A 26,557-nucleotide genomic window follows, 5' to 3' on the forward strand; every position below is an offset into this window, starting at 1 on the left:
GTTTTCATCATGAAAGAATTTATCGATAGTCATTGCCATATATTTAATATCGTTGATATTCCACTCTACGAAACGATCCAGGGGAAGGTAAATTTTAATACTTTTTCTAAACTTTTTTTGGGAACTGCGGTCCCTTTAGCCGGTGCACTATATGGAGCCAGTAAGATTAAGGAGATAGAAAAAAAGAAAGATTTCATTAAATTTTTTGAAAGAAGTTTAAAAGACAGTATATTTAAATTTGAGAACCATCTATTGGACCTGACCGGCGGTAATACCGATATATTAATAACCCCTCTAATCATTGATTTCGATTCTGTAAAAGAGGATGAAGATAATTTTTCTAATTTAGAAGCCCAGACTAAAAGGCTAATAGACGCAATTGATGAATCATCATCAAAATTAAAAATTAAGATCTGCCCGTTTATAGGGTTTGACCTAAGAAAATTAATCTTAGCAGATGGATTGGAGCAAATACAACGTCTATGGAGAAATTATGGTTTTTCTCCACAAAAAAACACCACCATAAAAGAAATTAAAAATGGAAGTATCCTGGGGATCAAATTATATCCTCCAATGGGATTCAACCCTTATCCATCCAAAAATAGAGAAAGATATTTAGAATTTTACAGGTGGTGTGTTGAAAAAAATATTCCCATTACCGTCCACTGCCAGGAAGGAAGTTATGGAGGCAACAGTACAAAAAAAGAGATTAAAAATTATACAAACCCTTTAAATTGGCTGAAGCTGTTTAATGATAATCCGGAACTAAAAAATTTAAAGGTAAATTTTGCACACTTTGGCGGAGAAGACGGGGTAGAAGACATGCTTGATCCTTTAAAAATATGGGTTGGAGGTATAGATAAAAATTCATGGACCTATACTATAATTAAATTACTTCAAAAATACCCAAACACATATTCCGATATATCCGCATACAAATATGGAAAGGATAAATTAAATGATTTCTCCAGTAATCTAAAAAAAGTCATTGAATTTGATTATAAAGGTAAATTTATGGAGGGAGAGTTCAGACTAAAAGACAAGCTTTTATGGGGTTCTGACGTCCCTATGGTTTTATCCGATCGGTGCTACGAAGCACATTATAAAAATTATTTCAATAAATTTGAAAAGGTAGTCAATTCAGCCAATATCAGTGATCTCCATAAAAAAGAGTTTTTAGAAAATCTCACTATGAATAATCCCAAGGAGTTTTTAAATTTAAAATAACTGTTGCTCATCACCTACATATCAAAAAAAGCTGTGGAAAATTCCACAGCTTTTAATATAATTACATACTTTCTTTTACTTTTGCTACTATATCCTTTGCTCTTAATCCATATTCATCTAATAATTGGTTACCTGTTCCAGATTGACCAAATTGATCGTAGATTCCTAATTTCTTGATAAGAGTAGGATGAGTTTCTCCTAAGAATTCAGAGATAGCTCCTCCTAATCCTCCTATTACTGAATGCTCTTCACAAGTTACAATAAACTTTGTCTCTTGTGCTGCCTTTAAGATAGTAGGACCATCTAATGGTTTAATTGTAGAAACATTGATTACTCTAACTGAGACCCCTTCTGCTTCTAATGTCTTTGCTGCTTCCATAGCTTCATGAACTAACATTCCTGTAGCTGCAATTGTAACATCTGTTCCTTCTTTTAAAGTATCAGCTATTCCAATCTCGAATTTATAGTCAGTATCTTTATAGATATCTTCTGTATCTAATCTTCCTGATCTAAGGTATACCGGACCATCATATTCTGCTGCTGCGAATACCATTTGTCTAGTTTCTTCTGCATCTGCAGGACATAATACTACCATTCCCGGGATAGATCTCATAAGAGACATATCTTCTACAGATTGGTGTGATCCCCCGTCCTCTCCTACAGAGATTCCTGCATGAGTTGGAGCTATTTTAACATTTAATTTTGGATATGCTATAGTATTTCTGATTTGCTCAAATCCTCTTCCTGCTGCGAACATTGCAAATGTAGAAGCAAATGCTACCTTCCCGGTAGTTGCGAATCCTGCTGCTGTAGCCATTAAATCTGCTTCTGCAATTCCTACATTAAAATGTCTTTCAGGGAATTCAGATTGAAATATTGCAGTCTTTGTAGATTTAGATAAGTCTGCCTCTAAAACCACTACATCTTTATTTATTCTTCCTAATTCAGCTAACGCTTCTCCGTAAGCTTGTCTTGTAGCTTTTTTACTCATTTTTTTGGCCTCCTATTAGTTATTACAACATTCTACGTGAGTTAATTCTTCTAATGCTTTGTCTGTTTCTTCAGGTGTAGGAGCTACTCCATGGAATCCACATACGTTTTCCATAAATGAGATACCCTTACCCTTAGTAGTTTTAGCTATAACCATTGTAGGTTGACCTTTATGAGCCTTAGCAGCTTCTAAAGCTCCTAATATTTCCTCGAAGTTATGACCATCTATTACGATTACATTCCATCCAAATGCTCTCCATTTTTCATCTAATGGCTCAACACCCATTACTTTATCTACATTTCCATCTATTTGTAAGTTATTAGAGTCTAAGAATGCACATACATTGTCAAGGTTATAGTGAGCTGCAGTCATAGCTGCTTCCCATACTTGACCTTCTTGTACTTCTCCATCCCCTAATAATACATATGTTCTATATGATTTATTGTCTAATTTTGCTGATAATGCCATACCATTTGCTACTGATAACCCTTGTCCTAATGAACCTGTTGAGATATCTACTCCTGGTAATTTTTTCATATCCGGATGCCCTTGTAAAGGTGATCCAAATTTTCTAAGTGTTCCTAATAACTCTCTATCAAAATATCCCTTCTCTGCTAATGCCGCATATAATACTGGTGCTGCATGCCCCTTTGATAAAACGAATCTATCTCTGTCTGCCATCTTTGGATTCTTTGGATCAACGTTCATCTCATTGAAGTATAGTGCACTCACTATATCCGCTGCCGATAAAGATCCCCCTGGATGTCCTGATTTTGATTTACAAATCATAGTCACAATATCTTTTCTTATCTGTGTAGCTTTTTCCGTTAACATCTTGATATCTGCCATTTTAACTCCTTTTTAAATAAAAATTAGTGTACATTATTTGTTTTTTCTAACAACATTATATGTAATATACTAGTTATTGTCAAGTTATAAAAAAATAGTACAGAGTTCAGAATCTTGAATTTCCAACTTAAAATTCAGCACCAACTCTGCCTCCCGCACTATAATTCAATTTATTTATTTTACCCCTTCCCAGTCAGCCAGGAATTTAGCGATTCCTGCATCTGTTAATGGATGCTGGGTCATTTTTTCAATTACACCAAGTGGCATAGTTCCAATATGTGCTCCTGCTTTAGCAGCTTCCTTTGCATGTAGTGGATTTCTGATACTTGCAGCAATTATTTCTGATTTTATATTGTGCACACTAAATATTTGTACAATCTCTCTGATTAATTCTATTCCATCTACACCGATATCATCTAATCTTCCTAAAAATGGTGATACAAATGTAGCTCCTGCTCTGGCTGCTAATAGTGCCTGGTTAGGAGTAAAAATTAAAGTTACATTAGTTTTTATCCCCTTTTTAGATAGTGCAGAACAAGCTTTTAATCCCTCTACAGTCATAGGTAGCTTGATTGTGATGTTTGGATGAATTTTGATTAATTCCTCTGCTTCTTCTAACATCTTAGGAGCTTCTAGTGAGATTACTTCTGCACTTATAGGCCCGTCTACGATAGATGTTATTTCTGTTACAACCTCTTTAAATACTCTTCCTTCCTTTGCAATAAGTGATGGATTTGTAGTTACCCCACAAATAACACCCATATCATTAGCTTTTTTTATGTCTTCCACATTTGCCGTATCGATAAATATTTTCAATTTTATTCCTCCTTGGATGTCTGCTCATGCAAACATATTTGATAGCTGATAATTATTGTAATATTCTTAATTTATAGAATAAATTTCATCTCAAAATTCTATGTTTACAGAGTAAACTATTATCTCACAATTCTTAGATTATGTAATAATCTCTAGAAATTTTGGTGATGCCACTCGCTGGTAATTTTTGGTAATTTCCTTTATTTAAGTAAATTATTAAACTTTTATACTGTTTATCTTAGCTCTAAATACACACAAATTAAATATACTTATTTTTTCATTAATTTCCTACAATTTATGCCCAAATAAAATCTTTGATCTTATAAGTTATTTTACTACAATTCGTATGTTATAAATATGCCTTTTGTCCTAAAAATAGATGGGTTTTTCTTTTTTCTAACACACTACTAATTCTGCCAATGCCAATGCCCCACAGATCCCTGCATCGTCTCCTAATTTTGGATAGACTATATAATTATCTATATCTTCTAATATATTTTTATGGGATACATAGCCATTTAACCTTTCAACTACTTTTTTTCGAATCATTGGAAATAACTGCTTTTGTTTCATTACTCCCCCACCTAATATTATTTTTTTAGGTGATATTATCAGGATATAGTTGATCAGCCCCTGGGCTAGGTAGTGTGCCTCTAAATCCCATGCTCTGTGATCTTTTGGCAGTTCATATGGATTTATTCCCCACCTTTCTGCCATAGCCGGGCCAGATGCCATCCCTTCCAGGCAATCTCCATGATAGGGACATTTCCCCTTATAGCTGTCATCCTCTGCCCTGTTCACAAATATATGACCGGTCTCCGGGTGAGTCATCCCATGGACCAAATTTCCGTCGATATATATTCCACCACCAATCCCCGTCCCAACAGTTAGGTAGATCAAGGAATCCAATCCAATAGCACTTCCCCACCTGGCTTCCCCTAAGGCTGCACCATTTACATCGGTATCAAAGTTTATGGGAATATCAAAATGCTTTTTCAGTTCTCCTACAATATTATAGTTACTCCACCCGGGTTTGGGAGTAGAGGTTATATAACCATAAGTTTTCGAACTTTTATCCAGATCAATGGGCCCAAAACAACCTATACCTAAAGCCTCTATTTTTTTACCTGAAAAAAATCCTGCTACTTTTTTTAAAGTTTCTTCCGGATCAGTGGTCGGATATGATATTCTTTCTAAAATTTCTCCCTTTTCTGTTCCCACTGCACAGACAAATTTTGTTCCACCTGCTTCTATTGCTCCAAGTAACATAAAATACACCTCTTTTAATAGAATAAATGGGAAGAAATTTCTTCCTTCCCACCTGTTATATAATTCTCTTATTTTGTGATTAATTTTAATTCTACTGGGATAAACTTAGGAGTTTTTTCTCCCTTTATTATCTTATTTGCTGTTTCTACCCCTTGAGATCCGATCAATCTAGGTTGTTGAGCTACAGTTGCTGCCATTTCACCTTTTTCAACTGATTTTACAGCATCAGCAGTAGCATCAAATCCTACAACTAAGATATCTTTATTGTTTCCAATAGCTCTCAATGCTCCCAGAGCCATCTCATCATTATGAGCAAATACACCATCTATTTTTGGTTGAGCCTGAATCATATTCTCCATTACATTTAGTCCCTTAGTTCTGTCAAAGTCAGCAGCTTGTCTACCTACTACATCTAAGTTTCCTTTAGCAACTTCATTGAATCCTTTTCCTCTGTCTCTTGCAGCTGTTGTTCCTGGAATTCCTTCTAATTCAACAATTTTAGCACCCTTACCTAACTTTTCTAAGATAAATTCTCCAGCCATCTTACCACCAGCTGCATTATCTGAAGCAATATGAGTAACTACCTCTCCTCTGTTTGCTCCTCTGTCCAAAGTTACTACAGGTACTTTTGATCTGTTGGCATTTCTTACTGCTCTGTATACTGCATCTGAGTCTGTAGGATTGATTAATACTACATCCACTCCTCTTACAATTAAATCTTCTACATTTGATAATTCTTTAGCCGGGTCATTTTGAGAATCTAAAACTATAAGTTCCATATCTAGTTTTTTCGCTTCATCCTCTGCTCCCTCTTTTAGATCTACAAAGAAAGGATTATTTAGAGTAGATACCACTAATCCTACCTTTCCCTTAGCAAAAGCTACCGTTGACATCATTCCAACACAAAGTCCTACAACCAATAATTTTAATGTTTTTTTCATTTTTTAGCCCCCTTTTTATTTATGTGTTTTTCTATCAATTAATACTGCCGCTAATATAACTATCGCCTTTATCATCATCTGGTAATATGAAGATACATCCAATAAATTTAATGCATTTCCCAAAACTCCTATAATAAGTGCTCCTGTTATAGTTCCCGATATACTTCCTATTCCTCCAGAAAGTGATGTTCCTCCTAATACTACTGCTGCAATGGCATCCAGTTCATACCCTGTTCCTGCTGTAGGCTGAGCTGACCCCAACCTGGATGTAATTATGATTCCTGCTAAGGCAGCCAATCCACCACTTATAGCATACACTTTAACTTTCAATTTTTCTACATTTATTCCGGATAATTTAGTAGCTTCCTCATTTCCACCTACGGCAAAAACATACCTACCAAATTTTGTATTTTTTAAAACATAGTTACACACTGCAAATACTGCTATCATTATATATATTGGTACCGGAATTCCAAAGAGGTATCCCCCGCCTATGGTATCAAACAAAAGGGCATTATCTCCAAATCCCATAGAAATTGGTTTTCCATCTGTAAATACTAAAGTTGCACCTCTAAGTAATGTCATAGCTACCAAAGTTGTTATAAAAGCCTGTAATTTTCCATAACTTATAAAACTTCCACTGACTGCTCCTAATATAGTTCCTAGTACTATAGTTATTATTAAAACTATATAACCATTGACTCCTCCGGCCAGCATACTTGCAGATACTGCTCCACAGATAGCCAGGATCGATCCTACTGAAAGATCTATTCCACCGGTTAATATTACAAAGGTCATCCCTGCTGCTATTATTGCATTTATAGATGTCTGTCGGAGTATATTCAATAAATTCGCTGTGGATAAAAATCTGGGGTTTAATATTGAAACTATTACTCCAAATATAATCAGACCTATCAGGGGTTTATTTTTTAACAATTTATTTTCCTTTTTAACTGTTGCACCATTTAATACTGTACTAGTTTTCATCTATCTCCTCCTTCATAACACCTATAGCACACTTCATTATCTTTTCCTGGGTAGCTTCTTCTCTGCTGAATGTTCCCGTAATAGTTTGGTCATACATCACCATTATTCTGTCACTGAGGCCCAATATTTCCGGCATTTCAGAGGAAATTATAATTATACTCATCCCTTGATGCTTAAACTCATTTATAAGATCATATATTTCCTTCTTCGCTCCTACGTCTACTCCCCTTGTAGGTTCATCCAAGATCAATATTTTTGGATTGGTCATAAGTGCCTTTGCTATGGCTACTTTCTGCTGATTTCCCCCACTGAGGTTTTTTATAAGCTGATCCATTGTAGGAGTCTTTATGTTGAATTTCGATATAAATTCTTCCACTTCTATCTTTTCTTTTTTTTCATCTATTTTTTTATATGTATTTTCAAACTTTAACAGGGAAGATAAACTCATATTTTCTTTTACAGAAAGTCCCAGCAGCAATCCATCTCCCTTTCTATCTTCAGAAACATATGCTATCTTCTTTTTTAGAGCTTCCTGGGGAGAATTTATCTCTACTTTTTCCCCGTCTATATGAATTTGACCACTTGTTTTTTTGAAACATCCATAGATTGTCTTAGCCAGTTCTGTTCTTCCTGCTCCCATAAGTCCTGCTATTCCTAATATTTCACCTTTCTGAAGGGAAAAATTAATATCTTTTGTAACTTCACCGCTGAGATCTTCTACTTTTAAGGACACATCTCCTAGTTTTGTATCTATCCTGGGAAATTGATCTTTTAATTTTCTTCCTACCATCTTTTCAATTATATGATCTTCAGTTATATCTGCTACCACAGCTTCATCTATAAACTTTCCGTCCCTCATAATAGTAGCATGGTCACATATTTCAAATATCTCCTTTAACCTATGGGATATATATACTATACTTTTATTTTCAGCTACCAGTTCCTTAATTACATTGAACAAACTCTCTGTTTCAGTATCTGTCAGTGCATCTGTAGGCTCATCCATAACTATTATTTTTGCATTTTGAGAGAGGGCTTTTGCTATCTCTATCATCTGTTTCTCTCCGATACTTAGTTTTCCTACCAATTCTCTAGATGAATGTTCCAGATTTAATTTCTTTAAGATTATGTCTGCCTCATTGAACATCATATCCCAGTCTATTCTAAAATTTTTAGTCAATTCCCTTCCTAAAAAAATGTTTTCTGCTATGGAAAGGTGATCTATTAAGTTTAATTCCTGATGAATTATGGATATTCCTGCATCCTGTGATTCTTTGGGGCCGCTAAATTCCACTTCTTTTCCATTGTGTTTAATGATTCCTGCATCCCTTTTGTATATTCCTGTCATTATTTTCATCATTGTAGATTTTCCTGCACCATTTTCACCGAGTAAAGCCATTACTTTTCCCTGATATACATTCAGTTTGGCTCCATCCAATGCTCTTACACCTGGAAAATCTTTAATTATTCCTGAAATTTCTAATATTTTTTCCATATATTTTTCTCCTTAGAACGTTACTCCTGATTTCAAAATAATATTAGCATATGGTGTACACTCTCCAGTTCTTACTACAGCCTTACTCTCCTTAGTTATCCCTTTAAATTCTTCGTGGGATACTTCTATAATATTTATCTCTCCACATTTTTTTTCCAATAATTTCAATAACTGGATATGGAATTCTCCACTTATATATTTCATCTCCTTAGCAATTACCACTTCTTCTACCTTTAATTCATCCAAGATCACTTCTAAAGTTCCTAAAAAAGTAGGCACGCCCTTTTCCACTGCTAAGTCTACTCTCTTTACTTCGTTTGGAATTGGTAACCCTGCATCCCCCACAGTTATATGATCTGTATGTCCCATCCTGGATATTACAGAACTGATCTCACTATTTAATAATCTTCCTTTTTTCATAAAGTTTTCTCCTTCTTTGTTGGATTATTTTTTAAATTTATAATTTACCACTTCATCCCATGTAGGCAGAGAACTCTGAGCCCCTTCTTTTGTTACTGTTATAGCTCCTACACGAGCCCCAAATTCCATGGCTTCCTCTATTTTTTTCCCTTCTGCCAGCATTCTGATAACTCCGCCGATAAACGAATCCCCTGCTGCTGTTGGATCTACTGCTTTTACTTTGTGGATTCCTACTTTCACCACTTTATCCTCTCCTACAAAGATCGAACCATTTTTCCCCATGGTAACTATGAGATTTTTTACTCCCATATCCATAAGTTTTTTAGAAGCCACTAATACCTCTTCCTCAGAATCTGTAGGCATCCCGCTGAGCAACTCTAATTCCGTTTCATTGGGCACCAGATAGTCTACATTCTTTATTATATCTACCGACAGGTTTTCAGCCGGAGCCGGATTAAGTATCGTAATTTTATTGTATTCCTTTGATTTTTTCAGGATATATTCCACTACATCTATAGGTATTTCCAACTGGAGGAGAACTATATCTGCATCTTTTATTAACTCTATATTTTTATCTATATCATCTGTGCCTATCTCAAAATTAGCTCCCGGGACTACTATTATTGTATTATCTGCATTTTCATCTACTACTATTGTAGCTATCCCCGTATTTTTTTCGACCTTTTTTACACAATCTATATTTACATCGTTCTTTTTTAATTCCTCTATTAATATATCACCGTGAGAATCTTTCCCTACACAGCCAAACATAGTTACATCCCCGCCTAATTTAGATATGGCAACCGCCTGGTTCCCTCCTTTTCCTCCTGGAATCTGAAAGAAGCTTTTTCCTATAATTGTCTCTCCTAATTTAGGGTGCCTCTCACTCATGGTAACTAAATCCATATTAAGACTTCCAATTACTAATATTTTTTTCATTTTCCCTCCTTGTAACCGTTTACATTTTATATTAAAAATTTTATTTTTTTTATCTAGAAAATTATACCTCCAGAGAGCATCACCAAAATAAATTATAAACTTTAGATTATTCCCCTCTGGATGCAACGTCACGTTGCTTTTTTTATTTTCCCTGGAATTTTAACGATCTTCCTGGAACTGTCTCCATTTAATTTACCTTTTAAAATATCTACTGCTTTTTCCCCAACAGATTTTACATCAAATTCTAAATAATCTATCTTTATTCCAAAAATTTCAGCCATTTCAACTTCATCAAAACTAAATATTAAGATGTTTTCTGAAATTTTAATATTATTTTCTATAAGTCCCTTTATAACTCCCAAGGTCATCATATTATTGGCCACAAATAGTGCTTCAGGAAGCTTTTTCTCCCTAATTATTTGGGTTATTACCTTATATCCTGATTCTATTCTGTAATCACCATAGTAAATTTTTTTCTCTAACTTTTTCTCCCCCATGGCTAAACTATACCCCTCTAATCTTTTAGTAGCTGTAGTAGTTCTTATAGGTCCGGATATCATGGCTATATCATCTACCTTAGTCAGCAGGTATTTAGTTGCCTTATAGGCACCGTTTCTATTTTCTAAATATACCTTGGAAAAGTTATCTCCTTCAATCTCCCTGTCTATAAGCACATAAGGAATTTTAAATTCATCTAACCTGTTAAAGTGCTTATAACTTGAAAACCTGTCTTTTGCTACGGGGACTATTATAACTCCCTTTACCCTTTGTTCTATCAAAGTCTCTATTACCCTTTTTTCTTTTTTTATACTACCATAACTGTTTAGAAGGATTATATTTAAGTTTTCTTCCTCTATCTTTTCATATATCCCCTTTATTATCTTTCCAAAAAAAGGATTATCCAGATCTGGTATTACCACTCCTATAGTATTGGTTTCTTTTTTAGCTAAATTTTGAGCTGTTATATTGGGTCTGTAATTTTTAGCCTTTATCACTTCTAAGACCATTTTTCTTGTTTCTTCTCTCACCGAAGAGGAATTATTTATTACCCTCGATACTGTGGCTGTGGAGACCCCTGCTAATTCTGCTATATCTTTTATCTTCATCCTGCTCTCCTCATCTATGTTGTAACCGCTTACATATGTTATACACCACTATAACATGTTTGTCAAACGGTTTTTTGGTTTTATTTCCGAACATTTGCAGATTCGTGTTTTTTAAAATTTTTTAAACCTTATTTTACAGTTCTTTCATCCCTTTAATCAAGAGGTCCGCTGTAGCCGTATTTGTGGCTACCGGTATTTTATGAACATCACATAATCTTATGAGAGCCTGTACATCTGGTTCATGGGGCTGAGATGTAAGGGGATCTCTAAAGAAAAATATCGCCTCCACCTCATCAGTTGCAATAAGTGCTCCTACCTGTTGGTCTCCTCCAATTGGTCCAGATTGAAACCTGATAACCTCTAAATCTGTAGCTTGTATAATTCTTCCTCCAGTAGTTCCCGTACTAACCAAACTATGTTTAGAAAAGAACTCTCTGTGTTCCTTCACAAAATCAACCAATTCATCTTTTTTTCTATCATGGGCTATAAGTGCTATTTTTTTCATCTTATCCCTCCTAAAAAATTTCATCTTTCTTAAGATAGAGTTTAACATTTTTTTATCTTTATAGTAAAATATAATAATTATATTAATACAAGGAGACAGCCTATGATACAAATATTTGGAGTTAAAAACTGTAATGATACAAAGAAAGCCATAAGATTTTTTAAGGATAGAAAGATCAATGTTCAATTTATCAACCTCAAGGAAAAAGAGATCTCAAAAGGAGAGTTGAGAAGTATAACAAAAACTTTTGATATTGAGGAGCTCCTAGACAGAGAGGGAAAGGAGTTTAAAAAACGTAATTTAGAATACTATGTATTTGATACTTTAGAATTATTGATGGAGTCCCCTACCCTGTTCAAAACACCCATCCTAAGGGAGAAGGATAAAGTAACCCTGGGATATCAGCCTGAGATATGGAAGGAATGGATAAAGTAATAATAAAAAAAGCATCGAGTTTCCTCGATGCTTTCAAAGTTATAATTACTTTCTAAGTTCAGTGATTCTAGCTTTCTTACCAGATAATCCTCTAAGGTAGAATAATCTTGATCTTCTAACTTTTCCGATTCTCTTAACTTCAATACTGTCGATCATTGGTGAGTTAATAGGTAATATTCTCTCTACTCCAAATCCAGCAGTTACTTTTCTGATTGTGAAAGTCTTAGCAACTCCTCCACCATTTACTCTGATTACTACACCTTCGAAATGTTGGATTCTTTCTTTTGCTCCCTCTTTTACTTTTAAAGCTACGTTTAAAGTATCTCCAGCTTTAAATTCAGGCATATCAGTTCTGATATAGTCTTTTTCTACTAACGCGATTAATCTCTCTTTCATTTTTGTTCCTCCTAAGTTCTAAGACATTCTTAATAACGCATACAGGTTACAGAGGAATATCCGATTTTTAACTAGATAATTTTACCATATCTGTTATTATATGTCAATCAGATTATAATTACTTTTTCTACTCCATTGCTTCTCGCAAGTTTAGATAATTCCTCCATCATCTCATCTCTAGGACTTGATATTTCAAGGAGTTTTTCATCTAAGATTTCTTTTCTTACACCTACCTGCCTATACTTTATAAGTTTATAGATAATATCCTCACCTGATTGATTTTTAGAGTTTATCCCGCCTATCAGCCTCGATACCTCACTAACAGTCTCTAGATTATCTAAAAACTCAGGTACAATTACCGTTCTCACCTCATATAACTTACCTAATACTCCTAAAAATTCTATATTTTTTTTCACAATTAAGTTGTCTATGTTTGTAAGATCTATATGAGCTTTTTCATCCCATACCTTCATATCTACCATAAATTTGTCTGTTGCCCGAATAAATTCACTGTAGATATCCTCCCTTAGATCTAGAGAGCCATTGGTGTCTACAAAGGTAGTCAGCCCCATTTTTTTTACTTCTTTAAATAACTCAGTTATAAATTTATAATTCAGAGTAGCTTCCCCGCCACTTACAGTGATCCCACGAATAAAACCACTGACCTTTTTTATCTCCTCTAAAAGTTCTTCCATACTGTAATCCATTGTTTTTGGAGATGAGTTTCTCATACAGATCTCTGTACACAGATCACATTCTACACAAAGTTTCTTATCCCAGCAAACCTTTGAATCCACTATACAAAGTGCCCCTGCAGGACAACTATCTACACAAGCTCCACAGGAGTTACATCTATTTATAGTCTCAGGATTATGACAGTAGAGACAATTATAGTTACACCCCTGGAAAAATATACTCATCCTATTTCCCGGACCATCCACATTGGAAAACTTTATTATCTTGTTTATTTTTGCTCTTCTCATAAACTCACTCTTCCCTTACTAAATTCTAACTTTCTTTTTGTCACAAATTCCACGAATACAAAAGCCTTAACAAAGAGAGAGTATACGAATATTAGAGTCTTACAGAATTTTTATTTTTTCTCTGTGTGACTTTCCTTCCTCTCAGTGTATCTCTGTGACCATTTTTTTTCGTGTGTATGATCAAATCATTATTTTTTCCTCAATTTCCTCTCTAGTACCCTTCCATTATCTCTGGCACCTTTTCCTAGGATAGTTGTATCTCTTAACACTACCTTTCCCTGATCTAATTTTTCCATCTCAGATTTTTTTACCAAATATCCTGTGACTCTGACTACGTCACAATCATTTCCATACATAGAAAAAAATCTAAGTCCCATGTTAAACCCACCGTTTATTATATCCAGGATCGCCTGGGGATTTTTTTTATAGGTTTCATCAAAGGAATATATATCTCCTATTCCACTGGCAAAATACTTATGAAATGGGGAAGCCTGTACTATATGTTCAAATATCTCCGGTTCCTCACCGATTGGAATCCTGCATCCCGGGCTTTCCCCTGCATCGGTTTCAATCCCTACCTGGGAATGCAGGAGATGCTTTTTCTCTTCCCTATCAAAATACTTACACTTATGATCCTTTAATATCTTTGTAAGAGCTTTTACTATCTCTTCACCTAATTTATTGGCCAGATCATTGTTTCCAAATCTTCCGCTATTTCCCTCTAATTCCATAAGATGATTTACACACTCAGCTAATCCAACCATTCCAAAGAGCCCTGTAAACTTCTCTTTTTCTATAAATCCTTCTGCTACCAGGAAATTAACCTTAAAAAACACCGATTCTTCCAAGATAAACCTTATTCTTTCATCTATATACCCAAGCATTTCATGGGCTAATTCAGGCAAAACTCTCTCCATAAAATCAGATTTATTAATAGCTTTTTTAGCTAACCTTCCCAATCTGACCCTTACCAAGGTATGAGCTCCTCCGCCTACTTCTAATCCATTATAACAGCTCACGATTCCATATTCATTTCCGCCAAAGTCTTCTCTGTACATACTATCTTTGGCAAAACTAGGCTTTGCTGTAACCAAAGCTGTATTTATAGATTCAATAGCTAACCTATCGGTAGTTTCTTTACTGTATTTTAATGTCAAATTAGGAGTAGGTAACTCTAATTCTCTCATAGCTTTTAATATCAACATCCCAGCTTTTGTTTCACGGGGCCCTATGTTAGCATGACAAAATGAATCTGTAATAGTTGTATCTATATGCTTTAAAAATAATTTTATAGCTCTATAAGACTCCTCCTCATTTTCGTCTGTCACGAACTTTTCCAAAAGGTAGTCTATATTTCCTATGTACACAGGCATAGTCGTTATAGATGGTACATGTTTATAAAACATCAATAGATTATTTGTGGCTTCCCAAATATCTGTAGGAGGAGCAATATTTAAAAACTCACACCCCTCCTTTATAAATTTATCATAATCGGGCAAGATATATCTCGGTCTATATGGTGCATTTCCCTCAAATAAATCACATATAATTCCCGCTTCCCTATATTCTTTTACATAATCTGTCATTTTTAGCACATCTAAACTGTTCTCTGCAGCACGAGCTAATCCCAACACCCTCTGCTCAAAGGTAATATTTGTATCTTTAATTATATCTAATATACTCATAATATCTCTCCTTATTTTTTCCGTGATCAAGGTTCTATTTAAATTATATCATACAAATCCATGAAATTCAGAGTTATACAGTTTCTCATATTTTCCCTTTTTCTCAATGAGCTCTGCATGGGTTCCCTCTTCCTGGATCCCGTCTTTATCCAGATAGATTATATTATCTGAATTTTTTATAGTTGTCAGCCTGTGAGCTATAGTAAGGGTAGTTCTCCCCTCTGACAATTTAGCCAGGGAATCCTGGATATATTTTTCGGTCTGATTATCCAGAGCACTGGTAGCTTCATCAAGTATTAAAATCTTTGGATTTTTCAAAAATATTCTGGCGATAGATATCCTTTGTTTTTGTCCTCCTGATAATTTTACTCCTCGTTCTCCTACTAAGGTATCCATCCTATCGGGCAGTTCATTTATAAATTCCAGTGCATTGGCCATGGATGCTGCTTTTTCTATCTCATCTTCAGTGGCATCAATCTTTCCTAGACCTATATTCTCTCCTATAGTTCCATGAAATAGATATACATCCTGCTGAACAATTCCTATATTTTTTCGTAGAGAATTCTGAGTTATCTTCTTGACATCGACACCATCTATGATAATTTCTCCACGGCTCACATCATAAAATCTCGGTAATAGACTGCATATTGTAGATTTTCCTGCTCCACTTGGACCGACTAAAGCTACTTTTTCTCCAGCTTTTATCTCCAAATTGAAATTTTGCAATATTACCTCACCGTCATTATATGAAAAATCTACAGACTTAAATTTTAGGTTTCCGGAAATATCTTCTAAATTTTCAGCACCTTCACTATCTTTTATGTCGGGATCTATAGCCATAACCTCACAAAATCTTTCATAACCTACTGTTCCCTGCTGATACATCTCTAAGAATGAAATAATTCTCTTGATCGGATCTAAAAACCTGTTTACAAAGAGTAAAAAAGCAATCAATATACCAATTGTAAGTTGTCCTTTCATCACCATAGTTCCACCTAAGACCAAGATTACAATTTGAATTCCACCAGAAAATAACCCCGTTGCACTGGTCAGTATACTTATTGGTTCAAAGGCTTTCATCAAGCTGTCTGCTACACTTTTATTATATCTGTCAAAATTTTTCGAGCTTGTTTTTTCATTTCCAAATGCTTTTACAACTCTAACTCCTGCTATACTATCCTCTAAGTGGGAATTAACTTCTGCCGATACCACCCTGTAATCTTTAAAAGCCCTCTTCATCTTTTTGTTTTCTTTTATCACAAAATAAATATAGAAAGGTAGGATTAAAAATACCACTATCGTCAGGGTAACATTTAGATTTATCATTAGGATAAAAGATCCTATAAAGGTAACTATTATTATAAATAGATCCTCGGGACCATGGTGGGCCAGCTCAGATAGGATCTCTAAATCCCCCATAACTCTAGACATTATCGTCCCTGTTTTAGCATTATCATAGTAAGACAGAGATAACTTCTGTAAATGACGAAATAATTTATTTCTCATATCGTACCTTATATTTACCCCCATCTTGTGGCCATAATAGGTCACTATATAGGCTAAGACAGCTCTTACTCCCTGGAGTGCCGCTAAAGTTAATATCAAAATTATAAAAAATTTATAATTTCTATTTGGCAGCTCTACGTCTATTATCCTCTGGGTAAATACCGGAAACGCCAAATCTATCATTGCCATAAAAAATGCACTTGTAAAATCCAAGATAAACAATTTTTTATGGGGTTTAAAATGTTCAAAAATATCCGTTAATTTCATCTTTCCTCCTTGTATAATCAAATAAATAAGCAACGCGGCGTTGCACCCAAACATGCATAACCTATATTTTTATAATCTTTTATCTCAAGATTCTTAGGTTATATAACAATCTTTATCTCAAAGTTATTAATTTACATGGTAAATTTTTATCTCAAAATTCCTATGTTTACTCAGTAAATTAATAGTATTTTGGTAGTCCTCCTTTCAGGTACGATTCCCTGGATAGTAAAAAATTTTTACAATATTTCATAATACACAGTATATAACAAGATCTCTCCTATGTTAACCTTATTTCGTATAATTTTAGGGTCTAAAACTTAAAATACTAAAAACAAATACTTTATCTTATTTTCACCTAAATAAACAATACTAAAGTATTTTTTTTTAGATAATTCTTTACATCTCCAAAAAACCATGTTATTATCTAAAAAAATTATTAAGCGAGGAAGATCTATGAGAAACTTTGAATTCAGACAATTAAATATAATGATGATGCTTTGGAAGGGTTTGTAACTTAAATTATTTAATTTAAGGGCAGACTCATTTTGTATTAAATTACATGAGTCTGCCAAACATCTTTCAAGCAATTACGAAAGCCTGTGGTAGACGCCACAGGCTTTTTTTATTAGCTAGGAAATTACAGATTAATACATAACCTAAATTTTAAAAGGAGATAAAATTATGATTCAGATTAAAAATATCAGAAAAACTTACACCAGCAATAATATCAGTGTAGACGCACTAAAAAATATCAGCTTAGACATTGAAAAAGGAGATTTCTACGGAATTATCGGTCTCAGTGGGGCTGGAAAATCGACTCTTATAAGACTTTTAAATAGATTAGAGGAACCAACCAGCGGAGAGATCATAGTGGATAAAAAAGATATTCTAGGTTTTAATAATTTCGAACTTCAGGAATACAGGAAGAAAACAGGGATGATCTTTCAGCACTTTAACCTCATGAATTCTAGGAGTGTAGGAGGTAATATAGCATTTGCACTGGAAGTAGCTAATTATCCCAAGGAAAAGATAAAACCCAGAATTATCGAACTCCTAAAATTAGTAGAATTAGAAGATAAGATCCACAGCTATCCGGCCCAGTTATCCGGAGGACAAAAACAAAGAGTCGCTATCGCCAGAGCCCTGGCTAACCATCCAAAAGTTCTTCTTTCAGATGAAGCCACCAGTGCATTGGATCCAAAAACCACCAAGAATATCTTGAACTTATTAAAAGATATCCAAAAAAAATTAAATTTAACTATCATCCTCATAACCCATCAAATGGAAGTTATCAGAGATTCATGCAATAAAGTAGCAGTTTTAGATGGAGGGAATGTTGTAGAGGTAGGAGAGGTTACAAATATATTTTCCAATCCTCAGACTATAATTACCCAGGAATTTATAAAACATCTGATTCCAGAGGAGGAGGAAGAAGTTGCATTCAGTCAGAAGATAGGCAGAAAGATAATAAAAATCTCCTACATAGGAGCAACTATTGATAAACCTATTATTTCTCAGCTCATTAGAAAGTTTGATATAGATATAAGTATCCTGGCTGGGAGTATCAATAAACTAGTTACTAACAGTGTCGGTTATCTTATATTGGAATTAAATGGTGAGATGGAAAAACAATTAAAAAGTATCAAATGGCTAAAACAAAATAAATTAGGAATTGAGGTGTTATACAATGGATAAAATTATAAGTCTGCTCTTACCAGCATTTAACGAAACTATATATATGGTGTTCTTTTCAGTGATCTTTTCCCTACTCATAGGTATCCCCATGGGAATATTATTATATGTCACAAAACCTGATAATATTCTGCCTATGAACAAATTAAATAAAGTTTTAGATCTTATCATAAACATAGGAAGATCCTTTCCATTTATCATATTGATGATCTTAGTTTTACCTATATCACGATTTATTATCGGAACAACTATTGGCTCTACAGCCAGTATTGTACCCCTCTCTGTCTCAGCAGCTCCATTTGTTGCGAGAATCATAGAGGGAGCTGTCAGCGAAGTGGATAGAGGTATTATCGAAGCTTCTATCTCATTAGGGGCATCTAAATTTGAAATTATCACCAAAGTATTGATCCCAGAGGCACTTCCAAGTCTTATTCACGGGATCACCCTGACTATAATTAATTTAATTGGATATTCTGCCATGGCAGGAGCCATTGGAGGAGGTGGTTTAGGAGATGTAGCAATCAGATATGGATACCAGAGGTTCCAGGTAGATATAATGATCATATCGGTTATCAGTATAATAATACTGGTTCAAATAGTTCAATTTACAGGAAATAGTATTGTCAGTAAGATCTCGGCCAGAAGAAAATAAAAGTATTTTCGACATAGCCACTAATGGACACTAATATTCACGAAAGAGAGATTAATACGAAGAGATAAGAATAGAAAGAATAGAAAGAGACACAAAGATTAAGTATTTTAATTGGAATTAATTGGTGTAAATCAGTGGCAAAAAGAAAAAGATTTTAAACTTATCTTTCTAAGTTATTAGTTTCGCCATAGGCGGACAGGGAGGAATTTATTATGAAAAAAATTATATTATTATTAACGCTTATTGCTATATTTATAGGTTGTGGAAAAAAAGAAGCAGCAGAAAACAATGTACTTAGAGTAGGAGCATCACCGTCTCCCCATGCTGAAATTTTAAACCTTATAAAAGATGATCTGGCCAAAGATGGAGTCCAGCTTGAAACTGTTGAATTTACTGATTATGTTACTCCAAATCAAGCTCTAAATGACGGTGAGATAGATGCTAACTTTTTCCAGCATCTACCATATTTAGAATCGTTCTCAAAGGACAGAGGATTAGATCTAAGTTCTGTTGGAGGAGTATTTGTATCTCCCCTAAGCCTTTTTTCAGATAAGATAAAAGATATAAGTGAGCTAGAAGAGGGGGCTACTATTGCTATCCCAAATGATCCATCCAATGGTGGAAGAGCACTAATCATATTAGAAAAAACTGGCCTTATAAAATTAGATCCTAATGCCGGATTAAGAGCAACAGTACTGGATATCACAGAAAATCCTAAAAAATTAAACTTTAAAGAGCTCGATGCAGCCCAGCTACCTAGATCTTTACAGGATGTAGATTGTGCATTTATCAATGGGAACTATGCTTTAGATGCTGGTATCGATCCTGTAAATGATGCTATATTGAGAGAGGGGAAAGACTCACCTTACGCCAATATTGTAGCAGTTAAAACAGAAAATAAAGGAGATGAAAAAGTAGAAGCATTAATGAGAGCACTTCACAGCGAAAAAGTAAAAAACTTTATCACCGATAAATATAAGGGTATTATAGCACCAACATTTTAACAAAAAAATATACCTCTATTCTAAATAATCAGAAATTTATTAAAGAAGGCGAAAGCCTTCTTTAATATTCAAATTAATAAAAAAAAGAGGCTTTTCACCTCTCTTAAATCTTGAATTCAAGTCTGTCCTATCACTATTTTACTCTTTTAACTCCCCATACAGCTCCCCATATTAAGATCAAAAGACTCCCGGGAATCAAAAATACCCTTATCTTTATAAAAAATAAAGTCAAACCACTAAAAACCGGCCCCAATACAATTATAAATGTAGGAACACAGCAGGCAAACCCTCCTAAAAAACTTGCAAATACACCTAAAAATCCAGTTTTCATCCCCAGAGAGCAGCTCCCGGGGTGTTTCTTGGCATACAATGCTGTAGATATATTGATAAAGATTAACCCCGATAAAATAAGCCCTAATAATATATTTAATGGAGAAATAGCCATATAGATGTTTTTGCCTGAGACCACTCCTACAGCCTCCCAAATAAAAGTACTTTTCATTTTAAAGATCACATCTTCCCACTTAGAAAGAAAAAATATTCCTCTCTCAATACCGCTTCCTAAAGATATATCTCCTACACTATAGAGATATAACATAAAATAGATCAGTCCCGATAAAAATCCAACCCTTCTAGCACCCTTATCCCTTAATATTTTATTCAAACTTGTCATCTGAATCACCTACCAATTGGGTATTTGGGTAAAAAGCATACCAGGCAAACCAGAATGCATCCATTCCTTCGTAGTGAGCAAGATGATGTTTCCCGGATTTTCCTTTTGAATTCCACACCCTTTTCTCTATATTATCTACTATCTTTCCGTCTCTCACCTCAAACTTCAGATCATCCCCTTGAAATTCCCGGGAAAATCCTCGTACTGTATCAAGTTCTTCATCATAGAAGAGAACTGCCTTTATCTCTTTTATATCTATATTTACTACCTTTTTTCTCTTCACTTGATCCCAGGATACCGCTGCCTGACTTTCCTTCCCTATAAGTCCCCGAACCATAGTTTTAGGATTTAATCTATCACTCTTTGCCATGAGCGGGAAAAAGGCTCCTCCTTTATTGTAATAACTGTTTTTATCTGAAAAATCTCCATAGGGGTCCTGCTGATAATTTCGTATAGCTCCTGTCCTTTGGGACAGTATATATGCATCGGGATAATTCTTTTTAACTCTGTCCCATTTGGTCCATACCAAAGGAAACTGATCTAACTCCTCTCCTTTCCTCTTCCCATCTATGGATACTCCCATTATCTGTGGCCAGAGACTTTTCGTTTTTCTGTCATACATTACCAAATTGCTGTTTAAAAGCTTTCCCGAAACTCCCATTGTAGTTCCTGATATTTTATAACCAATTACTGTAGATGTAAGGGGACAGTAAGTTATAACCACCTCTTCCCCTGCCACCTTATCATTGATAATCTCATGCCACACCAAAATTTTTTGAGGAATAATTTTTATAAAATCATTACCTTCCCAGACAAAAACCCTGTCACCATCTCTCATAAATTTTTTACTGTCTCTCACCTTTATATATTTAGGTGCTCCTATTGCCGGTATCCCGTCTCTAGGGACACCTCCACTTAAAATATTTTTATTCAGTTCTTCAAAACTATAACCAAAAGTAATTATCGAATAAAAAATAAATATATATAACTTCAACAAGATAATCATCTCCCTCTTAAATTTTATAAACCTTTATATAGTAATACAAAGAATAAAATTTTATCCTTCCTAGGGATTTTTCCCATTTTAATAAAATTTATAAACGAATTAAAATAGAAAGATTTGATTATGAACTTTAGAAAATAAATAAACAACGTGACGTTGCATCCAAATTTCTATACTTAAAAAAAAGGAGCTGAAATTTCAGCTCCTTTCCATATATTTATATAATTTTTATTATTTAATAGTTATTACTTTTAAAGTGTTTGTAGTTCCCGGCTTATATAACTCTTCTCCACAAGATAATACTACTACATCTCCTGCTACTGCCTCTACATATCTCTTAGATATGATTTGTGCAAATCCTGCAAATGCTTCGATAGTCTTTACATCATCATCGATTGCTGAATCTGTATTCATAACTGGGTAAACACCCTTAGTAAGCATAAGTTGGTTAGCTGTAGTCTCATTATTTGTAAGAGCTACAATGTGTGCTGATGGGAAGTATTTTCTTAAGTTTCTAGCTGCTCTACCAGTTTCAGTTGCTACGAAAATTAATTTAGCGTTTAACGTCTCTGCTACTTCTACAGTTCCTTTAGAAACTGCTTCAGTTATACTCATATCTCCTCTGAAATCATGGTGAACATATCCCATTACTGAATCAGTTTTTTTACAGATTTGTGCCATTGTAGATACAGCTTCTACTGGATATTTACCCTTAGCTGTTTCTCCTGAAAGCATTACTGCATCTGTACCATCTAAGATTGCATTGGCTACGTCTCCTGCTTCTGCTCTAGTTGGTCTTGGGTTTTGGATCATTGAATCTAACATTTGTGTAGCTGTAATTACCATCTTTCCAGCTTCGTTACATTTGTCGATCATCATTTTTTGTGCAAATGGAACCTCTTCTACAGGTATCTCTACCCCTAAGTCTCCTCTAGCTACCATGATTGCGTTAGATAGTTCTAAGATCTCATCAAAGTTATCAACACCCTCTTGGTTTTCTATCTTAGATATAATTTGGATCTTAGCTCCTCCATTTTCATCTAAAACTTTTCTTACTGCTCTTACATCATCAGCTTTTCTGATAAATGAAGCTGCTACAAAATCTACTCCTTGTTCGCAACCAAATTTAAGGTCGTTGATGTCTTTTTCTGATAATGCTGGTAAGTTTACAGATACACCTGGTAAGTTCACACCTTTGTTTTCTCCTAAAGCTCCAGTATTATTTACAGTACAGATTACCTTGTTTCCAGTAACTTCTTTAACTGTAAGTCCTACTAAACCATCATCTAATAAGATTGTATTTCCAGCTTTTAAATCCTCTGTTAACCCTTTATATGTAACTGCTACTATATCCTTGTTTCCAATGATAGTTTCGTCAGTTGTAATTGTAAATTCTTGACCTGCTTCTAAGATTACGTCATCTCCACCTTCTAATTTGATAGTTCTGATCTCAGGTCCCTTTGTATCTAAAAGGATAGCTGCTTTAATTCCAGTTTCCTTTATTACTTCTCTCATTGTATCTATTCTGCCACCATGTTCAACATAGTTTCCATGGGAAAAATTTAATCTCATTACATTCATTCCAGCTTTTAATAAGCTAGTTAACATTTCCTTTGATTCTGATTTTGGACCAATGGTACATACGATTTTCGTTTTTTTCATTCTTCTCCTCCTGAATTTGTAAAAATTATTATAAATGAGCTTCTGCTCAGCATTATATTATTTAGTTAAGATATGAGCTAATTCAATATCTTTTCTTTTTTGAGTATCATCTACGATTCCATTCCATGCATAATCGATGAATTTTGTAGTTATCTTATTACTCTCAGAACAAATCATCATTCCACTTTCTCCTGCCATAAGTTCTTTTATAGCTTTAGCACCCATTTTTGTTGCTAATACTCTATCGAATGCAGATGGTGATCCCCCTCTTTGAATATGTCCTAATACAGTTATTCTAAGCTCTGTATCCACAATTTTCTTTAAATCTTTTCCGATTTCATAGGCTGACCCCACTCCTTCAGAAACTAAGATAATGTCATGTAATTTACCCATAGCTCTTCTCTCTTTTATAACATCAGCTATATCTTGCACTGTATCCTTTGCTTCTGGTATGAAGAATCCGTCTCCTCCAGCAGCTAATGATGCATATAGTGCTAAATCTCCTGCATCTCTTCCCATTACTTCTACTAAGTAAGTTCTCTCATGGGAAGTAGCAGTATCTCTCAATCTAACCATAGCTTCTATGATTATATTTAAAGTTGTATCATATCCAATTGTAAAATCTGTTCCGATAATATCATTGTCTATTGTCCCTGGAATTCCAATAACCTTAATTCCATGTTCCTTGTATAAAAGATCCGCTCCATGAAACGATCCGTCTCCACCAATAACAACAAGCCCCTCTATCTCATGAGCCTTTAAATTATCAGCAGCAATTTTTCTTACCTCTGGATCTTTAAATTCAGGCAATCTAGCACTTAAAAGTACCGTTCCCCCTCTATCTATAATTCCACTTACATCCGAACTAGTCATCTTAAAGATATCATTATCTAACATCCCCTTATAACCTCTTCTTACTCCAAACACTTCTATTCCATGGTGAAATGCAAGCTTTGCCGCTGATCTGATAGCAGCATTCATTCCTGGTGCATCTCCCCCACTTGTTAATATGGCTATTCTTTTCATAATCCAAACACCCCTTCAAATATAACTTCTACGGTTATTTCCTAATAATTTTATAATTATTCAAGAGGTTTTCTATCTATACCCCTTGATTTACTTCACCCATTTTTCTAAATTTTTCATATCTCTGATCTTTTAATTCCAAAATAGGAAGATCTTTTATTTCTGAATAAGCTTCTAATACTTTTATTTTTATATTTTTAGCCATGGCTTCATGATCTCTATGAGCTCCCCCTAAAGGTTCCTCTATAATATCATCTACTACTCCTAATTTTATTAACTGATTAGCTGATATTTTAAGATCATTTGCTGCCTGTGATGCTTTAGATGCATCTTTATATAAAATTGCTGCACATCCTTCTGGTGATATTACAGAATACACACTGTTTTCAAGCATAAATACTCTATCTGCAACTCCCAGAGCTAACGCTCCTCCAGATCCACCTTCTCCAATAACAATTGCTATAATCTGAGTCGATAAACCGGCCATCTCCATAAGGTTTCTGGCTATTGCTTCTCCCTGCCCATGTTTTTCTGCATCTATTCCTGGATATGCTCCAGCTGTATCTATCAGTGTTAACACCGGTAGTTTAAATCTTTCTGCTAATTTCATAAGACGAAGAGCTTTTCTATATCCCTCTGGATTTGCCATTCCAAAGTTCCTATATATATTAGATTCCATATCTCTTCCTTTTTGATGCCCGATTATTACAAATCTCTTTCCATCTATTTTTCCAATTCCTCCTACAATAGCCGGATCATCTTTAAACAATCTATCTCCATGCAGTTCTTCGAAATCTTCTACAATATGCTCTATATAATCTAAAGTATATGGTCTCTTTGGATGTCTGGCTACCGACACCTTCTCCCATGAACTCAGATTTTTATAAGTTTCCGATAGTACCAACTCTTTTTCTGCCTCTAATTTCTCTATCTCAGCAGATAGGTCTATCCCCTTCTCTTTAGAAAATTCTTTTAATTCATCTATTTTTATCTCTATATCTTTTAATTTCTTTTCAAATTCCATATTATTAACCCCCAAATTATAGTCCAAATAAATTATCTAATACCCTGTGTACAGTTTTCTTTAAGTCTTCCCTCTTAGCAATGATATCAACCATTCCACATTCTTGGACGAATTCACTTAATTGAAATCCTTCAGGTAATTTTTGTTTTATTGTCTGTTCTATAACTCTGGCTCCTGCAAATCCTATAAGAGCTTTTGGTTCACTAATAATTATATCCCCTAGCATTGCAAATGATGCAGTTACTCCTCCAGTAGTTGGATCCACCGGAATAGATATAAATGGAATTCCGTTTTCACGAAGTCTGTCTAAGGCCGCTGAGGTCTTTGCCATCTGCATAAGTGATAAGATTCCCTCGTGCATTCTAGCTCCTCCAGAAGTAGCAACTACTATTACAGGTATCTTTCTTTCAATACCTCTTTCAATTGCACGGGTTATTTTTTCTCCTACAACTGTTCCCATACTTCCACCTAAGAAAGAAAAATCCATGGCAGCTATACTGACTTCCATCCCAAACATCTTTCCGACACCTGAGATAACTCCTTCTTTTAACTTAGTTTTTATCTTTGTATTTTCTATTTTTTCTGCATAGTCAGGAAATTTAAGGGGATCTTTTGTAAATAAATCTACATCAAACTCCTCAAAAGTATCCTTATCTATCAGTAATTCTATCCTTTGTTTCCCACTCATTTTAAAGTAGTTGTCACAGTTTGGACATCTCATCTGATTTTTTTTGATGTCTTTTTTGTAAATTATTTCATTGCACCCCGGGCACTTAACCCATAGTCCTGATCCTGTTATATTCGGCTCCACCTTTTTAGGTTCTACCTTTTTTTCTTCCTTTTTTTTCTCAATCTTCAATGTAGCGTATTTTTTTTTATTAATAGAGAAAATACCCATTAACTTCACTCCTCCTAGTTAGTAAAACTAAACATAAGACTTTTACGCCTAATATAAATTTTACTAGATTTTATATATTATTGCAATCTTCCCGTTGCGTCATTAT

Annotated in this window: 26 protein-coding genes; 5 read left to right on the top strand and 21 right to left on the bottom strand. The window is 34.5% G+C overall.

Annotated elements, in window-relative coordinates:
* The first annotated feature begins 9 nt into the window (after positions 1–9).
* Entirely contained in the window at positions 10–1,227 is a 1,218-nt protein-coding gene (locus NRK67_05895) for an amidohydrolase (GenBank protein UUV19040.1), read from the top strand.
* A 61-nt stretch (positions 1,228–1,288) separates the two neighbouring features.
* Here the strand turns inward: NRK67_05895 and NRK67_05900 are convergent, their stop codons facing one another.
* The 11 genes from NRK67_05900 to mgsA all read right to left on the bottom strand — a co-directional run bounded on the left by NRK67_05900 (position 1,289) and on the right by mgsA (position 11,545).
* Positions 1,289–2,218, bottom strand: coding sequence for a transketolase family protein (locus NRK67_05900; protein UUV19041.1), 930 nt, complete (start codon positions 2,216–2,218; stop codon positions 1,289–1,291).
* Between the two features lie 15 nt (positions 2,219–2,233).
* Positions 2,234–3,067, bottom strand: coding sequence for a transketolase (locus NRK67_05905; protein ID UUV19042.1), 834 nt, complete (start codon positions 3,065–3,067; stop codon positions 2,234–2,236).
* A 174-nt stretch (positions 3,068–3,241) separates the two neighbouring features.
* Positions 3,242–3,883 (bottom strand): fructose-6-phosphate aldolase, encoded by a 642-nt coding sequence (gene fsa / locus NRK67_05910; protein ID UUV19043.1) that lies wholly within the window; start codon positions 3,881–3,883, stop codon positions 3,242–3,244.
* A 396-nt stretch (positions 3,884–4,279) separates the two neighbouring features.
* Positions 4,280–5,152, bottom strand: a complete 873-nt coding sequence (locus NRK67_05915; GenBank protein ID UUV19044.1) for an ROK family protein — start codon at positions 5,150–5,152, stop codon at positions 4,280–4,282.
* Positions 5,153–5,220: 68 nt separating this feature from the next.
* Positions 5,221–6,093, bottom strand: coding sequence for a ribose ABC transporter substrate-binding protein RbsB (gene rbsB, locus NRK67_05920; protein ID UUV19045.1), 873 nt, complete (start codon positions 6,091–6,093; stop codon positions 5,221–5,223).
* 15 nt (positions 6,094–6,108) lie between these two features.
* On the bottom strand, positions 6,109–7,080 hold the full coding sequence (gene rbsC, locus NRK67_05925; GenBank protein UUV19046.1) for a ribose ABC transporter permease: 972 nt from the start codon (positions 7,078–7,080) through the stop codon (positions 6,109–6,111).
* Positions 7,070–8,575 (bottom strand): ribose ABC transporter ATP-binding protein RbsA, encoded by a 1,506-nt coding sequence (rbsA, locus tag NRK67_05930; GenBank protein ID UUV19047.1) that lies wholly within the window; start codon positions 8,573–8,575, stop codon positions 7,070–7,072. The genes rbsC and rbsA overlap by 11 nt, the downstream gene beginning before the upstream one ends.
* A gap of 12 nt (positions 8,576–8,587) precedes the next feature.
* Positions 8,588–8,995: a D-ribose pyranase gene (rbsD, locus tag NRK67_05935; GenBank protein UUV19048.1), complete on the bottom strand. Its 408-nt coding sequence runs from the start codon at positions 8,993–8,995 to the stop codon at positions 8,588–8,590.
* A gap of 24 nt (positions 8,996–9,019) precedes the next feature.
* The gene (gene rbsK / locus NRK67_05940; GenBank protein ID UUV19049.1) at positions 9,020–9,934 is read right to left on the bottom strand and encodes a ribokinase; all 915 of its coding nucleotides are present in this window, start codon (positions 9,932–9,934) and stop codon (positions 9,020–9,022) included.
* A 128-nt stretch (positions 9,935–10,062) separates the two neighbouring features.
* A complete protein-coding gene (locus tag NRK67_05945; GenBank protein UUV19050.1) occupies positions 10,063–11,040 on the bottom strand; it encodes a LacI family transcriptional regulator in 978 nt (325 codons plus the stop codon).
* A gap of 133 nt (positions 11,041–11,173) precedes the next feature.
* Positions 11,174–11,545 (bottom strand): methylglyoxal synthase, encoded by a 372-nt coding sequence (mgsA, locus tag NRK67_05950; GenBank protein ID UUV19051.1) that lies wholly within the window; start codon positions 11,543–11,545, stop codon positions 11,174–11,176.
* 102 nt (positions 11,546–11,647) lie between these two features.
* On the opposite strand from mgsA, the gene NRK67_05955 reads away from it, so the two are divergent.
* Positions 11,648–11,980: an arsenate reductase family protein gene (locus tag NRK67_05955; GenBank protein ID UUV19052.1), complete on the top strand. Its 333-nt coding sequence runs from the start codon at positions 11,648–11,650 to the stop codon at positions 11,978–11,980.
* Between the two features lie 45 nt (positions 11,981–12,025).
* Here NRK67_05955 and rplS read toward each other — a convergent pair whose 3' ends face one another.
* From rplS to NRK67_05975, 4 genes are all read right to left on the bottom strand, one after another.
* Complete coding sequence (gene rplS / locus NRK67_05960; GenBank protein ID UUV19053.1) at positions 12,026–12,376, bottom strand: 50S ribosomal protein L19; 351 nt, start codon at positions 12,374–12,376, stop codon at positions 12,026–12,028.
* Positions 12,377–12,483: 107 nt separating this feature from the next.
* Complete coding sequence (locus NRK67_05965; GenBank protein UUV19054.1) at positions 12,484–13,359, bottom strand: YjjW family glycine radical enzyme activase; 876 nt, start codon at positions 13,357–13,359, stop codon at positions 12,484–12,486.
* Positions 13,360–13,547: 188 nt separating this feature from the next.
* A complete protein-coding gene (locus NRK67_05970) occupies positions 13,548–15,047 on the bottom strand; it encodes a YjjI family glycine radical enzyme (GenBank protein ID UUV19886.1) in 1,500 nt (499 codons plus the stop codon).
* A 45-nt stretch (positions 15,048–15,092) separates the two neighbouring features.
* The gene (locus NRK67_05975) at positions 15,093–16,817 is read right to left on the bottom strand and encodes an ABC transporter ATP-binding protein/permease (GenBank protein UUV19055.1); all 1,725 of its coding nucleotides are present in this window, start codon (positions 16,815–16,817) and stop codon (positions 15,093–15,095) included.
* A 681-nt stretch (positions 16,818–17,498) separates the two neighbouring features.
* Between NRK67_05975 and NRK67_05980 the strand changes: the two genes are divergently transcribed.
* From NRK67_05980 to NRK67_05990, 3 genes are all read left to right on the top strand, one after another.
* Positions 17,499–18,512, top strand: a complete 1,014-nt coding sequence (locus NRK67_05980) for an ATP-binding cassette domain-containing protein (protein ID UUV19056.1) — start codon at positions 17,499–17,501, stop codon at positions 18,510–18,512.
* The gene (locus tag NRK67_05985) at positions 18,505–19,161 is read left to right on the top strand and encodes an ABC transporter permease (GenBank protein ID UUV19057.1); all 657 of its coding nucleotides are present in this window, start codon (positions 18,505–18,507) and stop codon (positions 19,159–19,161) included. The genes NRK67_05980 and NRK67_05985 overlap by 8 nt, the downstream gene beginning before the upstream one ends.
* A gap of 212 nt (positions 19,162–19,373) precedes the next feature.
* Positions 19,374–20,165 carry a MetQ/NlpA family ABC transporter substrate-binding protein gene (locus NRK67_05990; GenBank protein ID UUV19058.1) on the top strand — a complete coding sequence of 264 codons (792 nt, stop codon included), beginning with the start codon at positions 19,374–19,376 and terminating at the stop codon, positions 20,163–20,165.
* A 133-nt stretch (positions 20,166–20,298) separates the two neighbouring features.
* Here the strand turns inward: NRK67_05990 and NRK67_05995 are convergent, their stop codons facing one another.
* The 6 genes from NRK67_05995 to accD all read right to left on the bottom strand — a co-directional run bounded on the left by NRK67_05995 (position 20,299) and on the right by accD (position 26,451).
* The gene (locus tag NRK67_05995; protein UUV19059.1) at positions 20,299–20,838 is read right to left on the bottom strand and encodes a hypothetical protein; all 540 of its coding nucleotides are present in this window, start codon (positions 20,836–20,838) and stop codon (positions 20,299–20,301) included.
* Positions 20,822–21,835: a DUF3179 domain-containing protein gene (locus NRK67_06000; GenBank protein ID UUV19060.1), complete on the bottom strand. Its 1,014-nt coding sequence runs from the start codon at positions 21,833–21,835 to the stop codon at positions 20,822–20,824. The genes NRK67_05995 and NRK67_06000 overlap by 17 nt, the downstream gene beginning before the upstream one ends.
* A 237-nt stretch (positions 21,836–22,072) precedes the next feature.
* On the bottom strand, positions 22,073–23,503 hold the full coding sequence (gene pykF / locus NRK67_06005) for a pyruvate kinase PykF (protein ID UUV19061.1): 1,431 nt from the start codon (positions 23,501–23,503) through the stop codon (positions 22,073–22,075).
* Between the two features lie 57 nt (positions 23,504–23,560).
* Positions 23,561–24,529, bottom strand: a complete 969-nt coding sequence (gene pfkA, locus NRK67_06010; GenBank protein UUV19062.1) for a 6-phosphofructokinase — start codon at positions 24,527–24,529, stop codon at positions 23,561–23,563.
* Positions 24,530–24,605: 76 nt separating this feature from the next.
* Positions 24,606–25,553, bottom strand: a complete 948-nt coding sequence (locus NRK67_06015; GenBank protein ID UUV19063.1) for an acetyl-CoA carboxylase carboxyltransferase subunit alpha — start codon at positions 25,551–25,553, stop codon at positions 24,606–24,608.
* A 16-nt stretch (positions 25,554–25,569) separates the two neighbouring features.
* The gene (gene accD / locus NRK67_06020) at positions 25,570–26,451 is read right to left on the bottom strand and encodes an acetyl-CoA carboxylase, carboxyltransferase subunit beta (GenBank protein ID UUV19064.1); all 882 of its coding nucleotides are present in this window, start codon (positions 26,449–26,451) and stop codon (positions 25,570–25,572) included.
* Positions 26,452–26,557: the final 106 nt, after the last annotated feature.

It is taken from the genome of Fusobacteria bacterium ZRK30, assembly GCA_024628785.1.
Classification (GTDB): Bacteria; Fusobacteriota; Fusobacteriia; order Fusobacteriales; family Fusobacteriaceae; genus Psychrilyobacter.